This is a genomic window from Pedobacter ginsengisoli, from assembly GCF_002736205.1.
Taxonomy (GTDB): domain Bacteria; phylum Bacteroidota; class Bacteroidia; order Sphingobacteriales; family Sphingobacteriaceae; genus Pedobacter; species Pedobacter ginsengisoli_A.
Genome location: NZ_CP024091.1, coordinates 412,096 through 427,192 on the forward strand (window position 1 = coordinate 412,096; position 15,097 = coordinate 427,192).

General features: G+C 36.6%; 13 protein-coding genes. 11 read left to right on the forward strand and 2 right to left on the reverse strand.

Features of this window, described 5'->3' with window-relative positions; all coding sequences use genetic code 11:
* Positions 1–2: 2 nt before the first annotated feature.
* Both CPT03_RS01605 and CPT03_RS01610 read right to left on the reverse strand, forming a co-directional pair.
* A complete protein-coding gene (locus CPT03_RS01605; protein WP_099437202.1) occupies positions 3–1,538 on the reverse strand; it encodes a PH domain-containing protein in 1,536 nt (511 codons plus the stop codon).
* Positions 1,538–2,053: a PH domain-containing protein gene (locus CPT03_RS01610; protein ID WP_099437203.1), complete on the reverse strand. Its 516-nt coding sequence runs from the start codon at positions 2,051–2,053 to the stop codon at positions 1,538–1,540. The genes CPT03_RS01605 and CPT03_RS01610 overlap by 1 nt, the downstream gene beginning before the upstream one ends.
* Before the next feature lie 377 nt (positions 2,054–2,430).
* Here CPT03_RS01610 and CPT03_RS01615 point away from each other — a divergent pair, with 377 nt between their 5' ends.
* From CPT03_RS01615 to CPT03_RS01665, 11 genes are all read left to right on the forward strand, one after another.
* Positions 2,431–3,801: a dipeptidase gene (locus CPT03_RS01615; RefSeq protein ID WP_099437204.1), complete on the forward strand. Its 1,371-nt coding sequence runs from the start codon at positions 2,431–2,433 to the stop codon at positions 3,799–3,801.
* Positions 3,802–4,006: 205 nt separating this feature from the next.
* A complete protein-coding gene (locus CPT03_RS01620) occupies positions 4,007–4,909 on the forward strand; it encodes a glycoside hydrolase family 25 protein (RefSeq protein ID WP_099437205.1) in 903 nt (300 codons plus the stop codon).
* Between the two features lie 115 nt (positions 4,910–5,024).
* Positions 5,025–5,558, forward strand: a complete 534-nt coding sequence (locus CPT03_RS01625) for an RNA polymerase sigma-70 factor (RefSeq protein WP_099437206.1) — start codon at positions 5,025–5,027, stop codon at positions 5,556–5,558.
* Between the two features lie 79 nt (positions 5,559–5,637).
* Positions 5,638–6,711, forward strand: a complete 1,074-nt coding sequence (locus CPT03_RS01630) for a FecR family protein (protein ID WP_099437207.1) — start codon at positions 5,638–5,640, stop codon at positions 6,709–6,711.
* 192 nt (positions 6,712–6,903) lie between these two features.
* The gene (locus CPT03_RS01635) at positions 6,904–9,834 is read left to right on the forward strand and encodes a SusC/RagA family TonB-linked outer membrane protein (RefSeq protein ID WP_099437208.1); all 2,931 of its coding nucleotides are present in this window, start codon (positions 6,904–6,906) and stop codon (positions 9,832–9,834) included.
* Complete coding sequence (locus CPT03_RS01640; RefSeq protein WP_157766316.1) at positions 9,798–10,265, forward strand: hypothetical protein; 468 nt, start codon at positions 9,798–9,800, stop codon at positions 10,263–10,265. The genes CPT03_RS01635 and CPT03_RS01640 overlap by 37 nt, the downstream gene beginning before the upstream one ends.
* Positions 10,266–10,270: 5 nt before the next feature.
* Positions 10,271–11,752 carry a RagB/SusD family nutrient uptake outer membrane protein gene (locus tag CPT03_RS01645; protein WP_099437210.1) on the forward strand — a complete coding sequence of 494 codons (1,482 nt, stop codon included), beginning with the start codon at positions 10,271–10,273 and terminating at the stop codon, positions 11,750–11,752.
* Between the two features lie 228 nt (positions 11,753–11,980).
* Positions 11,981–12,403, forward strand: coding sequence for a GNAT family N-acetyltransferase (locus CPT03_RS01650; protein WP_099437211.1), 423 nt, complete (start codon positions 11,981–11,983; stop codon positions 12,401–12,403).
* A gap of 79 nt (positions 12,404–12,482) precedes the next feature.
* Positions 12,483–13,358: an OmpA family protein gene (locus CPT03_RS01655; RefSeq protein ID WP_099437212.1), complete on the forward strand. Its 876-nt coding sequence runs from the start codon at positions 12,483–12,485 to the stop codon at positions 13,356–13,358.
* Between the two features lie 175 nt (positions 13,359–13,533).
* Positions 13,534–14,496 carry an SMP-30/gluconolactonase/LRE family protein gene (locus CPT03_RS01660; protein WP_216641586.1) on the forward strand — a complete coding sequence of 321 codons (963 nt, stop codon included), beginning with the start codon at positions 13,534–13,536 and terminating at the stop codon, positions 14,494–14,496.
* Positions 14,472–15,095, forward strand: coding sequence for a bifunctional 4-hydroxy-2-oxoglutarate aldolase/2-dehydro-3-deoxy-phosphogluconate aldolase (locus CPT03_RS01665; protein WP_099437214.1), 624 nt, complete (start codon positions 14,472–14,474; stop codon positions 15,093–15,095). The genes CPT03_RS01660 and CPT03_RS01665 overlap by 25 nt, the downstream gene beginning before the upstream one ends.
* Positions 15,096–15,097: the final 2 nt, after the last annotated feature.

The window sequence follows — 15,097 nt, forward strand, 5'->3', positions numbered from 1 at the left end:
AATTACATCCAATCTTTTTTGGAAACCTCAATCTTATAAGTCCAATAGTTTACAAGGCTTTTAATATGGGTATAGTTTCCATATTTAAAGTGAATTACACCTGCTGCAGTGTGGATTATTAAATGACCCACATCTGCAGCTTTATGCCAAAAGTACTGCTTGGCCGTTATTGCCTGAATTTTATGCGGTTCAATAATCTCGTGTTCTACATCCCAAATGCCACTTCTTTTAATTATAAATTGCTCATCAACATATAATCTGTGGCGCTTAAATTCGAAATACAGCATTGTGCCTACCACTATTATATATGGTATAACCATAAGTAAATAGTTTTTTAACAAGGGTAGGGCATAGATACTTAACAGTGCGAATACTGATATTGGAAATACAATCCAGATCATTGTTTGCAGAAAGATGAAGCGATAGTTTGGGGCAAGCTCGGCTCCTTTGGCCGGCACATTACTAAGAATCATCTTTAAAACTTCATCACGCTCGTGTTCATCACAGCCAGGAATTTCTATATCTGATTTTTTATTGTCTTCCTTATCTGCTGAATCAAATGAAGCTTGTTTAATTTTTATGTTCAGCAGATCGAATTTTTTCTGGAAATAGTTCTGACTGTATGCGCTTAACTGAACTTTGTTAGGAGTTAAGAGTACGTTTTTGTGTGTAAAAAGGCCAGAACTAACTGCAAGTGCCCCTTTTTGCTTAATGATCTTGAAGTTGAAATATTTTATAAATGTTCTGATAATGTTGGTTGCCAGAATGATGATTAAAGAAAATGCTACCAAAAAGCAGAGTGAGAAAATGGTAATACCCTGACTAAACATCTTTGTAAATTGTTCTCTTTCAATATCCAGCGCATCTGTATAGTCTTTAAATAATTGGAAAGCTCCAAAAATGAAACCTGTTAATAACAATAAACTAGCTCCGTAATTGGTAGTTATGCCTATTTTGAGTAATGTATTGATGCTTAATTTAAGTAATGGGGGAGCTGATTTTATAAGCTGATCGTCGGCTTGGATATTGGTAGTCTCATTTTCTGCCAGGTCTCGGCTCAGCAATTTTTGTTTAAGAATAGTTGCTGTAGCGTGGTCTATGGCCTTAATGCTGGCTTCTTTCTTTTCGCTTCCGGCAGTGTCAATTTCCAGACTGTATACGCCAACTACTTGTTGCAATAGGTTCTGATTTATATTAACTTGTTGTATTTTATTGAGTTGAATAGTAAGTGAGGTTTTGCTGAAAATGCCACTATTTATAATGAATTCCTGTTTCTTCTCGTCCAGAAAAAAAGTGAATTTTTGGTAGCTGAAATAAGCATATAGTGCCAGAACAATGGTTAGTAAGGATAAAAAAACGATAAGGATAAGTGCAAGGTTGCCTGAGTCTTTTGATTTAACAATAATCAGGATAAGGGGAAGTGCCAAAGCCCTTACTATATGCTGAAAACTATTGGCAAACATGATAATGATGCCTGATGCCGATTGTTTTCGTGGTGTGGAAAAATCGTATTCCTTATTGGTTTCTGCCGTTATCATTAATCTGCTTCATTTATTTGTTTCATGAGCAATTCCTTAATGCTTTTTGCATTGTCGATTTCAATTCCGGGGATATGTAGACTGCCTGAACTCCCTCCGGCAGTAAAAATTCTTAATTCGCCTAAACCGTATATTCTTGAAAACAAGCCTTCGTCTAAAGCAATATGCTGTATTCTGGAAAAAGGAACTATTGTGGTTGATAATGCAATGATCCCACTGGTGTAAAGAATATCTTTTTCTCTAACAGCAAATCCTCTTTTTTTAAGACTGGTTCTGTATAAAAGAACTAATAAAAGGGCAATTACGCCATAAATACTTAGTATTGCTAATGTGTAAGATCTTGCGTCGGCACTAAAAATTAAAAGAGCTGCAATGCCAATACCCGCAAATAGTAAAAAGAGAAAGATATTTATCAATATTACATTCCAGTATTTCATGCTAAGGGAGTTAAGCTGAACTTCCTGGTACTTTGGTAATGAACTGGTGTCTAATGTTTCATTAGTGAATTCCTGCATATAGCGCTTTTGATAGATTAAACGAAGTTAAGGAATTATTTCTGTTCCTATTATTATATCAATAGTGTTAGCTATTACTTGATGTAAAGGTTTTTTTGAAATAGTTCTTGTTTAATTGTAACAAGATAATTACCTTTATCTTGAGAGCGTTAATTTAAAGGGGTAAGTCTTCGGATTTATCCCTTTTCTTTTTTTAGCAGTATTTAAAATAAGTAATCCAAGTATAAATTAGCGTATTCTGAATACCATCAACTGGTATAATTTAATTAGTTTTGCTAACACAAATTAAGGACTATTTTCTGTCGAAAATTGTAGAAAATCCTAGCATAAAGGTGTCTTTAAACTAACTTAACATTAATTCGTAAAACTAATTTGTTATGCAAGAAATCAAAAAATATGTTGAAGAAAACAAGCAACGCTTTTTAGATGAGTTGTTTGAATTGTTGCGCTTCCCATCGGTTAGTGCTGATCCAAAATACAAGGGAGATGTACTGAAAACTGCTGATTATGTTGCCCAAAAACTTAAAGACGCGGGTGCCGATAAAGTAGAAATCTGTGAAACTGCCGGTTATCCAATCGTTTACGGAGAGAAAATTGTTGACGAAAGTCTCCCTACGGTATTAATTTACGGGCACTATGATGTGCAGCCTGCAGATCCGTTGGAATTATGGAAAACGCCTCCGTTTGAACCTACTGTACGCGATGGTAAAATCTACGCTCGCGGTGCTTGTGATGATAAAGGCCAGTTTTATATGCATGTAAAGGCTTTTGAATTGATGATGAAAACGAACACACTTGCATGTAACGTGAAATTCATGATAGAGGGCGAGGAAGAAGTTGGTTCTGCAAATCTTGGCATCTTTGTAAATGCTAATAAAGAACGTTTAAAAGCTGATGTGGTATTGATTTCTGATACTTCAATGATCAGTATGGAAAACCCGTCAATTGAAACAGGCTTGCGCGGTTTGGCTTATATGGAGGTTGAAGTTGTTGGTCCGAATCGCGATTTGCACTCCGGCGTATATGGTGGTGCGGTAGCAAACCCAATTACTATATTGTGTAAAATGATTGCTTCGTTACATGACGAAAACAATCACATTACCATACCTGCTTTTTATGATAAAGTAATTGAACTTACAGATGCAGAGAAAACAGCTTTAAATGCTGCTCCATTTGATTTGAAAGAGTATAAAGAAGACCTGGATATTGCAGCTGAATGGGGAGAGAAGGGTTACTCGACATTAGAACGTACCGGAACAAGACCAACTTTAGAGGTAAACGGAATTTGGGGTGGCTATATAGGAGAGGGTGCTAAAACTGTACTTCCTTCAAAAGCTAATGCTAAAATTTCTATGCGTTTAGTGCCTAATCAAAGTTCTGATGAAATTGCTGAGATTTTCACTAAGCATTTTGAGTCTATAGCACCTGATTATGTTAAAGTTAAAGTTACTGCGCATCATGGTGGTGAGCCGGTAGTAACACCTACTGATAGTGTAGCTTATCGTGCTGCTGAGCAGGCTATTGTTGATTCTTTTGGTAAAAAGCCTATTCCTACACGTGGTGGCGGAAGTATTCCTATTGTTGCTTTGTTTGAAAGTGCTTTAGGTATTAAATCTGTGCTTTTTGGTTTTGGTTTGGATAGCGATGCGCTGCACTCGCCAAATGAAAAGTATGATATTTATAATTACTATAAAGGAATTGAAACATTGCCTTTGTTCCATAAATATTTTGCGGAATTGAGTAAATAGGTTCGGCATTTTTAATAAAAACACCAATATTCCTTTTCTCCTCGGATTTAGAAATAAAATCCGCATGTCGATCAGGAACATTGGTGTTTTTATTTTATAGTGTGCTATTATAATTATTATTAATTGAGTTAGTATTTCAGCATATTATTGTATTGGAAATAATTTAATGTTGAGCCTTTAAATACTTTTGTATTTTTGTTGCATCATGCCGCCAGCACAAAGAAAAACACCCGTTTCGCAAAAGACTTCTGTTCCACGAAAATCTACTGTACCACGTAAAAGAGCTGCTCCCCGAAAAAAGCAAACAAAGAAAAAGCCATGGCCAATGCAGGTTAAGTTTTTGCTTGTTGCTGTGTTACTTGTTCTGCTATCGCCTCTTTATTATGCCTATATCATTAAGGGATTTACTTCGACCTGGAGATGGTTAAAAGATTTGGGTGAGGATCCAGCATATCGTACCTATCGCAGCTTTAATATCCGGATACCAAAAAATTATAATATACATGGTATAGATGTTTCTTATTATCAGGGTAAGATAGATTGGAAAAGGGTTAAGGCGATGGAAGAAGATGATGTGCGCGTGCATTTTGCGTTTATAAAAGCAACAGAGGGAATGCTTAGCGTTGATCCGTATTTTCAGCGAAACTGGCGCGAAGCTGCCAAAGTAGGTATTGTGTGTGGTGCATACCATTTTTTCAGACCGCAGAAATCGGGTAGCTGGCAGGCTAAGTTCTTTCTGCAAACTGTAAAATTTGAAGCCGGTGATTTGCCTCCTGTTGTTGACATAGAACAATTAAACGGCACTTCGCCTGCAAATATGCGAGCGCAATTAAGGGAATTTGTTTCTTATATAGAGAAGAGAGAACAGGTAAAGCCCATTATTTATACCGGGCTTTCGTTTTATAATGACTATTTAAAGGGCTATTTTGATGATTATCCTTTGTGGATTGCTCACTATCATCAGCCAAAGCTTAAAGTTAACGAAGCTACTAAGTGGTTCTTTTGGCAGCATTCTGATAAAGCAAGAATTTCGGGCATTAATCATGTGGTGGATTTTAATGTTTTTAAAGGCGATAGTACGGCGTTTAAACAAATGCTGATCAAATAAATCCTTTTTATAGTTTGTTAGCTTATATGGTTTTAAAGAAAAATAAGTGCAGTTATAAATATATAATGAATCATTATTTCTAATATTACTGAAAATTATTTTTAAATACTGGGGTATGCAGGAGCTGGTTATTCGCATTCTGGAAAATGAGGACGAATCTGCATTTAATGAGCTTTACGAAAAGCATGCACATAAGTTTTTCCGGTTCGCAGAGTCATTTGTGGGAGAGCGGGAGGTTGCCGAAGAAATTGTAAATGATGTATTAGTAAGACTTTGGGTTGAACGAAAAGAGAACTTGCGGATCAAAAATATGCAGGTTTACCTTTATACATCAATAAAAAATGCCTCTTTAAATCATTTACGCAGTATATCTTCTAAAAGAAATAATGAAATGAAGGTAACGGAAGCGTATTATTTTCATTTATCTGTAGATCCATCCCAAATTTTGATCAGTAAGGAATTATCTGATAATATGTTACGCGCTATTAATGAGTTACCTGCCAGATGTAAACTCATCTTTAAAATGGTGAAGGAAGATGATTTGTCCTGTAAAGAGGTAGCAAGCATTCTAGGCCTTTCTGATAAGACTGTATTTGCGCAACTGGCCATTGCCCTTAAAAAACTCGATTCAGCAATTCACAGTAAATAGAGTTTCAAAAATATTTTTATTTCTTTTAGGAATATCGATAACCTCGCGTGTCTTTACCTAAGACACACTATTTATATATATGATAAAATCCAGGTTTATTGAATTAATGGCCAAAAGCATCTCGAAGTCTTCAACACCTGAAGAATTAGCGGAGCTGGAGGAATTTTTTATTCATTTTCCGGAATATAGAAAAATGCAGGCTTTTACTGATGCATTAACTACAGAGGAAAAAGAACCAGACACTTTAGTAGAGCAAAGTGATATTAATAAAAAGATTGATGGGCTTTGGGATAAGATCAGAATAGAAGAAAGCAAAGGTACACCTGCCAAGGAGGCTAAGATGGACTCATTAATATACTGGAAGTGGGCAGCTGCTGTGTTACTAATGGGAATGTTAACAGTGTTTTTTTTCTACGGAAGAAAACCAGCTGCTTCAGATCAGTTTGCAGGTTCAGAAATGCACCGGATCTATGTTCCTTTTGGGGAAACCAAAGATGTTAAATTGTCTGACGGTACAAAAGTTAAATTAAATGCGGGTAGTACATTTACTTATCCCGAAGTATTCTCAGCTTCAAGCAGAGAAGTAACCTTAAAAGGGGAAGGTTTTTTTGAGGTACAAAAAAATCCTAAAAGACCTTTTCTAGTTCATACCGATAAGTTAATTGTGAAAGTATTAGGAACTGTATTTAATGTTAAGGCTTATGCAACAGATAAGAAGGTTGAAACTACGCTGCTTAGCGGAAAAATACTGGTTGAATTAAATGATAAGCCAGAAAAGAAGATTGTGATGATGCCTAATGAAAAGCTTACTGTTGCTAATGATTTGGAACATGGCAGAAATGATTATAAAAAAGCTGCAGCATTAGCGTATCAGTTGGAGAGGTTGTCTGAAGTCAATGCACAGGACGTTAAGGAGATAGCCTGGCTTAATAATAAAATGATTTTTACGAATGAAAGTTTTGAAGAAGTAGGTAAACAGATTGAGAGACGATTTGATGTAAAAATTGTATTTGACGATGAAGCTTTGAAAAAAGAAGAAATTAGCGGGGTATTTGAAGAAGAATCCCTTGAACAAGCACTCTCATTAATAAAAATGACCACTCCATTTAAGTTTAGAAGAGACAAAGGAGTAGTTCATCTCTCAGCACAATAGAAAATAATTAACCAATAATAAAACCAAATTAAACTAAAACAATGGAGAAATTTTATCTAACCGATTCCTAAAGATCCGCAAATAAATAAGGGAAGAATTGCAGTTCTTCCCCCTAAAAATTCGGATTTAATTCACAAGAGTAAGCGTTGTAAATGGACTTACTCTATCCCTTAATTTTCAAAAACAAATGTAATGAAAAAGATTACAAAAGCTTTTGCGTGGCTTTATATGCAACCAACTTTTAAAATAATTTTGCTAATGAAAGGAGCATTATTACTAGTTATGTTCACCTGTTTACAGGTTTCGGCGAATGTTTATTCTCAGGAAAAGTTCTCACTTAGTTTAAAACAGACGGAAGTAAGCAACATCCTCACAAAGATTCAAAAACAAAGTAACTACCGCTTTTTTTATAATTATGCCAGTTTAAAAAAACTAGGTAAGGTAGATCTGCAGGTAAAGGATGCCGGCATCCATGCCATTATGGAAGCGTTAATGGGTAGTAAATTGCCCTATAAAATAGCCGATGACCATGTGGTAATAATCGGTGCACCAGAAGCCCAAATTGCCATAAAAGGTAAAGTTGTTGATTCAAAGGGAGAAACACTTATAGGTGTTAGTGTTAAATTGCAGGGAACTAATATAGGGGCTACCACCAATCTAAATGGTGAGTTTGTTATTAATGCTCCTGAAAACGGCATTTTAGAGTTTACTTATGTTGGCTATGAAAAACAAGTAGTTAATATAGACGGGCGAACTAACCTGACCATTACTATGGTTGAAACAAACTCTAATTTAGACGAGATTGTAGTGGTAGGTTATGGTACATCAAAAAAAATAGATGTTACAGGGTCAATTGCTAGTGTTAAAGGTAGCGATATTCAAAACTTGCCCGTAAGTACAGTTGCCTCGGCATTGGAAGGTAGGGCTACAGGTGTTAATATTGTTCGTAATGACGGAACTCCCGGTGCGGCACCAAGTATCCGTATTCGAGGTACCGGTACTATAAATGATGCTAATCCTTTAGTGGTAATTGATGGGGTTCCTTCAGGCAATCCTGATGCCTTAAGTGATGTTAATCCTAACGATATTGCTTCCATTGAAATATTAAAAGATGCATCGTCAAGTGCTATTTATGGTACAAGAGCTGCTAATGGAGTGGTTCTGGTAACTACTAAAAGAGGTAATTATAGTCAGAAATTGGCCACTTCTATCAATGCATATACAGGGGTTTCCAAGTCAACCAAGTATATTGACTTGCTTACAGCTCCTGATCTTTATACACTTAAAAGGGAAAGATTTACTAATGATGGGGCTGCTATTGAAGCACCATGGAATGATGCATATTATTCGACCCAGCGTACCGACTGGCAGAAAGCTATCCTGGGAAGCGGAAAAGTGAACAATATTGATCTTAACCTTCAGGGAGGTAATGAGGTTTCTACTTATTACTTTTCTACCTCTTTTTATGATGAAAAGGGAATTATTGACAAGTCTTACTTTAAACGCTTTAGTACCCGTATTAATTCGGAACACAAGATTAAGCCATGGTTAAAATTAGGGCAAAATCTACAGGTAACTTATGGGGAAACCAATGGTTTTAATAATAATGATTCTCAGACTGGTCTGCTTTTCTCAGCCTTAAGGTTTAATCCTGCAATTCCTACAATGAATGAGGACGGGACATATGGAACATCAAAAGCCTTTGCCAATCAATTGGGTGATATCAATAACCCTTATTCAACTATTCAGCAGGCTGATGCTTATAACCGTAAGTATAGGGCCATTGCGAACGTATTTGCTGAGGTTCCAATTTTTGCCGACTTAAAGTTCCGTGCTAACTATGGTTTTGATGGTACAATTGGCCGTGGTTATTCTTTTAATATTGAAGACAGAATCCAAACAAGAGAAACAACAAGTTCAACATTAACGCAGACAGAGGCAGAGAATTACTCTCATTTATTAGATTTGGTACTTACTTACGATAAAGTAATCAGCAAAAGCCATATCACTTTCACCGGTGGGTATTCTTCACAGAGTTTTAGAGGAAGTTATTTTTCTGCCGGCAGGGTTGGTTTTGATGATACTTCGAAAGACCAAAGAACTTTAAGGAAGGGAAATGCCTTTTTAACTGCTGATGGTAGTTATGATGATCCATCGGGCTTAGAATCTGTTTTTGCAAGAGGGTTTTATGATTACGATGGCAGGTTTTTAGCAACACTGACTTTTAGAGCAGATGGTTCATCGAAATTCGCTGCGGGAAATCGCTGGGGTTATTTTCCTGCATTCTCTTTAGGGTGGAGAGTATCTAATGAGAAATTCATGAAAGACATTAGCTGGATAAATAATTTAAAGATAACCGGAGGCTGGGGTGAACTGGGTAACCAGAATATACGTGGTTTCCAGTATGCAAGCTCGATAGTTGTGGGTAATACCTATGGTACAAATGGTTATACTTTTGGTGGTTTTGGTGTTAATGGTTCTGCGGTAACAATAACAGCTAATCCTGATATTACCTGGGAGCGTGCAGCAATGACTAACGTAAGTTTGGAGGCTGGATTTTTAGATAATAAGCTAAACACTACAATTACCTATTTTGATAAAAATACCAATAAAATGCTTGTGCCTGCTTTATTAATAGGAACAGCAGGAAGAGTAACTGCTCCTGATATTAATATTGGTAATATGAACAACCGTGGTGTAGAGGCTGAGGTAAATTATCAATCGGGCGATAGTTTTAAATACTCTTTTGGAGTTAATGGTTCATTCATTAAAAATGAAGTAACCAAGCTTTATGGAGTAAATGCTTTTATTCCTTCTACCGTATACGGTCGCTCAAGTCAGGAAATTTCAAGGACTTATGAAGGTCAATCTATAGCATCTTTTTACGGATGGAAAACAGCAGGACTTTATCAAACTCAGGCAGAAGTTGATAATGATCCTTATTTGAAAAATGATACAAGAAAAGGTTCTATAAAGCCAGGAGATGTACGTTTTGTTGATATTAACGGTGATGGAATGATTGATGGGGGGATAGAACTTACCTTGGTAATCCTAATCCGAAAGCAACATTGGGCTTTCAGACCAGCTTGTCGTACAAGGGATTTGATTTATCTGCAAACCTAACAGGCGTATTTGGTGTGAGTTTGTATAATGCCGACAGGATGCAGGGCATGGATCCTACCTATTCCTTTAATCTGTATGCAGAAACATTGAACAGATGGACAGGGCCGGGAACAAGTAACTCAATACCAAGGATGTCACTGGATCGTGCAAATGAGAATTACCGTACTTCTGACCTGTTTGTTGAAAACGGCAACTATGTTAGCCTAAAGAATCTAACAATAGGCTATACACTGCCAGATTTTATTGTTAAAAAGGCCACCTTCAATAGTTTAAGGATATATGTAACCGGTCAGAATTTATTCATGATTACCAACTATTCTGGTTATACACCTGAATTGGGATATACAAATGGCAACAGACAAAGAGGTGTTGATGTTGCTCAATATCCATCTGTACGCTCGTTCACATTTGGTTTAACCCTTAAAATCTAATCTCCATGAAAACAAAATATATAATATATACATGTCTGCTTGCAGTTACTTTTTCTACTGCTTGTAAGAAAAATCTAGACCTCACACAGAAAGGGGTTTACAATACAGATAACTATTTTAGGAACGAAACTGATGCTGTGAATACAATTTCCGGTATCTATAATTTATTGGAACAGGAAGATTACATATCTCATGCTGAAACTACTTTTGATGTCGCATCAGACGATTATTGGCGTTCAGGAGATCATGCGGAGGATGAAGCAATAGAGAATTTGACTTATAATGCATCAAATGCACAGGTAAATTTTAGCTGGACCTATAAATATGAGACTGTTAACCGCTCAACAAATGCGATTATAAACATTCCAAAAATTACCAATATTACCCCGGCCATAAAAGACCGTAGCATGGGTGAAGCTTATTTTTTCAGGGCTTTTGGTTATTGGAGATTAATGGTGATTTACGGTGATGTACCTATTATTAGTGAGGAAGATTATGCTAAGAGTAATTTCAATATACCAAAATCTTCTATTGAGGAGGTTCGTAAACAAATTGAAGCAGACCTTTTGAAGGCTATCGATCTGTTACCGGAAAGTTATGGTGCTGCAGACTTTGGAAGGGTAAGTAAGGGGACAGCCTTAGGATTGCTGACAAAATTGTATATGTATTGGGAAAAGCTTCCTGAAGCAATTACGACTGGTGAAAAGTTAATAAACAACAGTAAGTATGCACTGGCGGCTACTTACTCAGAGAACTTTACAAGAGCTAATAAAAACAGCACTGAGCTTTTGATGTCTGTACAAGGGTTACAAAATGTAATGTCGAATGATTATACGGTTTATTATATTCCAAGAGCTTGGGGCGGGTATGGATTTAGTCAGCCTCTAAAAGGACTAGCAGACGAATTTGAACTAAATGACCCACGTAAAGCTGCTACACTATTAAGTGTTGGAGATAAAATAGATTTAGGGGATGGAAAAGGCGATACAGAATTTACCTCGGACTTGTCATCAACCGGATATAGTTTCCGTAAATATGCGGTGTTTTTCCCGGCTGGTTCTTCAGAAGGAAATGGTGTAGACCATAATTATGCAGTTCCATTAATGCGATCGTCTGATATTTATCTTTTAGTTGCCGAAGCAAAGATCCGTACTCAGGGTGCTGGGGCAGGGGATGCGTTGATTAATCAGGTAAGGCGCAGAGCATCGGTTTTATTACCTCCTGTGGTTAATGCAGGAATGAAAGAATTGATTCATGAAAGACGAGTAGAATTAGCAGGAGAGGGCGAAAGACATCAGGATTTGATGAGATGGGATAAAAAGAACTTAGTTGATATTGCCGCAATATATAATCTGGCAAAATCAAAAGCTCCGGTTGACCAGAACAAAACAGTGACTTTTATACGACCTAAACATTATTATTATCCAATTCCACAAGTTGAAATAGATAAAAGTAATGGAGTGTTAAAACAAAATCCAAATTACTAGTTTTACTCTTCTTGTTATTTTATACAACTTGTTTATAAAACCCGTCATCTCGAACGCAGAGAGAGATCTCATGAAGTAGCATAATCAAGAGATCTCTCTCTGCGTTCGAGATGACGATATTATCAAGGAAATGGCTGTTGTTGCTGGCTGCAACAACAGCCCTATTTTTATATGTTTTAAATTAAACACCTAAAAGTTATAGATTAGATTTTTATTTCTAGCAAGGTTATGAACATCAGAAAAGCAGAACTTAAGGATGCCGGTGCTATTCGGATTTTAATGGAACAGCTTGGTTATCCAACCGAAGAAGGGTTTATGACGAAAAAGCTGGAATCTTTTTCAGATAGAACTGATCATCGGGATCTTGTTTGTGAATTAGAGGGAGAAGTACTGGGCTTTATTTCTATTCACTTTATTCCTCAAATTGCTTTTGAAGCAGACTATGCTGTAATTAGCTATTTTGTGGTTGATGATGATTCCAGGAGCCTGGGAATTGGTAAAGCTTTAGAAGAACACTGTACGGCATTAGCTGTTGAAAGGAAGTGTAAACGTATTATGGTTCATAGTAATGCAAGACGCACCGATGCGCATCGGTTTTATTTAAGGCAGGGTTTTGTTGAATATCCTAAGGACTTTGTAAAGTTCTTATAGGGGGTGTGCTATCGCAATTTTATCAGCATGGCATAAAGATTGCAGTTCTATTATTTTGACTTATAAATTTAATAGGATTATGAAATTTTCCAGTTTAATACCAGTAGTACTGATTGCAGCTGTGGTAACTCAAGGTTGTGTAAGTAGCAAAAAGTATAAAGATCTTCAAGCTAGTTATGATCAATTGAAGGAAAAGAGCAAGGACTTGAATCAGAAATATCAGTCCGGTCAACAGGACCTGTCTGGATCTACATCACGTGTTAAAAGCTTAGAAGAGCAGATTGCTTCTGAAAAAGCAAATTCAGCTTCATTGCAGGCAGCGCTTGATAAGTGTTTGAGCTCTACAAGCCAGGGGAACGTAAACATCTCCAAATTGGTTGATGAAATTAATGCTTCGAATAAATACATCCAGCATTTAGTAAATACTAAAAACAAAAGTGATTCACTTAATTTAGTGTTAACCAATAATCTGACCCGTTCACTAAGCAGAGAAGAAATGAGAGATGTTGATGTGAAAGTGCTTAAGGGGGTAGTTTACATCTCTTTGTCGGATAATATGCTATATAAATCGGGCAGCTATGAGATTTCTGATAAAGCGGGTGAAACGCTAAATAAAATTGCCAAGATCATTAAAGATTACCAGGGCTACGACGTATTGATTGAGGGTAATACTGATAATGTGCCCATTTCGCAGACAAATATTCGTAACAACTGGGATTTAAGTGCATTAAGAGCATCATCAGTAGTTCAATCGTTACAAAATAATTATGGTGTAGAGCCAAAACGCCTAACTGCTGGTGGTAGAGGTGAATATAATCCTGTTGCAGGGAATGATACACCTGATGGCAAGGCAAGAAACAGACGTACACAGATTATTATAACACCTAAATTAGATCAGTTTATGGAGTTAATAGGTAAAGCTCCTGAACAAGCTACAGAACCTGTAAAAGAATAAGCAGGTATAGGCTAAGCTGATTTGTAAAATATTGCAAATCAGAATAAAGAAGCATGACATTACGAGGATAAATGTTTTTTATTTTTATCTTACGTTATTGTTCATGCTTTTTTTATGCCAAATGATGAACCAAATTAAACCCTGCAGACCCATATTTGTTTTTTTTATATTCTTTTTGAGCATTCCTGTTTTGTTTGCTCAGCCTACAAAGAAAGAGTTTAATGGGAAAATAGAAAAACTAAGTAAAGAACTGGACGCCATAATAAAACACGATGCCAAGATTGAAGTTATTGCTGATGGTTTTGGTTGGGTAGAGGGACCCTTGTGGATAGAGAGCCGAAAGATGTTGCTGGTTTCAGATGTTTTAAACAATACTGTTTACAAATGGACACCTAAAAAAGGCAAAGAGGTTTATCTGGAGTATTCAGGTTATACCGGAACTGTACCAAGAACAGAAGAATTAGGGTCGAACGGGTTGGCACTCAATCATAAAGGGGAATTGCTACTATGCCAGCATGGTGATCGCAGAGTTGCCCGTATGAATGCCTCATTAGATAATCCTAAGGCTAATTATACTACGCTGGCCAATGAGTATGAAGGTAAAAAATTCGATAGTCCGAATGATCTGGTGATTAAGAGTAATGGAGATATTTATTTTACAGATCCACCTTACGGACTAGAAAAAGGTGTTAATAATCCGTCCAAAGCAGCTCCCTATCAAGGGGTGTATAGAATTTCTAAAAATGGTGAAGTAACCTTATTGGTAGATTCGATTTCCAGACCAAATGGTATTGCCTTTTTTCCTGATGAAAAGAGCTTATTAATAGCAAATTCTGATGGTGAAAAGCCCTATTTATACCTCTATGATCTGGACAAAGATGGGTTGCTGGTAAATGGCCGCATCTTTCAAAATGACAGGGGTACTGATGGGATTAAAATTGATAAGCAAGGAAATGTTTTTACAACCGGCCAGGGCGGCGTTTGGATATATAATAAGAAAGGAGTGCTGCTTGGAAAAATAAAGATTGAAGGCAGTACCTCTAACTGTGCCTTTGCAGATAATTATAAAACCCTTTTTATTACAGCCGATAACAATTTATTAAAAGTAGATCTATGTCCACATTGTCCCAAATCTTAGAACATAAAATTATTGCCATTATTCGTGGTGCCAATCCTGCCGATGTATTAAAAATAGCCGAAGCACTTTATGAAGGCGGAATTCGTATCCTTGAAATTACAATGAATTCGGCACAACCACTTACCGTTATAAAAGAGCTTAATGATAGATTTGGTGATAGAATGATCATAGGAGCGGGTACGGTGCTTGATGTTGAATCTGCAAAAAAAGCAGTTGCTGCCGGAGCTAGCTTTATCCTTTCGCCAATAGTAGATGCAGATGTTATTAAAATTGCGAAAAGCCTTGGTGTTGTAAATATTCCTGGAGCATATACAGCTACCGAAATACACTATGCTTATAAAAATGGTGCTGATATTGTGAAAGTTTTTCCGGCAACTTCTCCATCTTACCTGAAAGATATTGCAGGGCCATTGCCTCAAATTCCACTATTGCCTACAGGCGGCGTTACTCTTGAAAATATTAAAGAGTTTAATAAAGCAGGGGCTGTTGGATTTGGAATTGGCAGCGCACTTGTTAATACCAAAGAAGAAGTTACATCAGAATACCTTACAAAACTTACTGCCAAAGCTCAGGAGTTTGTTAAGGCAGTTAACTCATAAAA

Bases quoted from the DNA above. Each gene is read 5' to 3' on its own strand.
- CPT03_RS01605 (WP_099437202.1), bottom strand. From the start codon at position 1,538: ATGATAACGGCAGAAACCAATAAGGAATACGATTTTTCCACACCACGA.
- CPT03_RS01610 (WP_099437203.1), bottom strand. From the start codon at position 2,053: ATGCAGGAATTCACTAATGAAACATTAGACACCAGTTCATTACCAAAG.
- CPT03_RS01615 (WP_099437204.1), top strand. From the start codon at position 2,431: ATGCAAGAAATCAAAAAATATGTTGAAGAAAACAAGCAACGCTTTTTA.
- CPT03_RS01620 (WP_099437205.1), top strand. From the start codon at position 4,007: ATGCCGCCAGCACAAAGAAAAACACCCGTTTCGCAAAAGACTTCTGTT.
- CPT03_RS01625 (WP_099437206.1), top strand. From the start codon at position 5,025: ATGCAGGAGCTGGTTATTCGCATTCTGGAAAATGAGGACGAATCTGCA.
- CPT03_RS01630 (WP_099437207.1), top strand. From the start codon at position 5,638: ATGATAAAATCCAGGTTTATTGAATTAATGGCCAAAAGCATCTCGAAG.
- CPT03_RS01635 (WP_099437208.1), top strand. From the start codon at position 6,904: ATGAAAAAGATTACAAAAGCTTTTGCGTGGCTTTATATGCAACCAACT.
- CPT03_RS01645 (WP_099437210.1), top strand. From the start codon at position 10,271: ATGAAAACAAAATATATAATATATACATGTCTGCTTGCAGTTACTTTT.
- CPT03_RS01650 (WP_099437211.1), top strand. From the start codon at position 11,981: ATGAACATCAGAAAAGCAGAACTTAAGGATGCCGGTGCTATTCGGATT.
- CPT03_RS01655 (WP_099437212.1), top strand. From the start codon at position 12,483: ATGAAATTTTCCAGTTTAATACCAGTAGTACTGATTGCAGCTGTGGTA.
- CPT03_RS01665 (WP_099437214.1), top strand. From the start codon at position 14,472: ATGTCCACATTGTCCCAAATCTTAGAACATAAAATTATTGCCATTATT.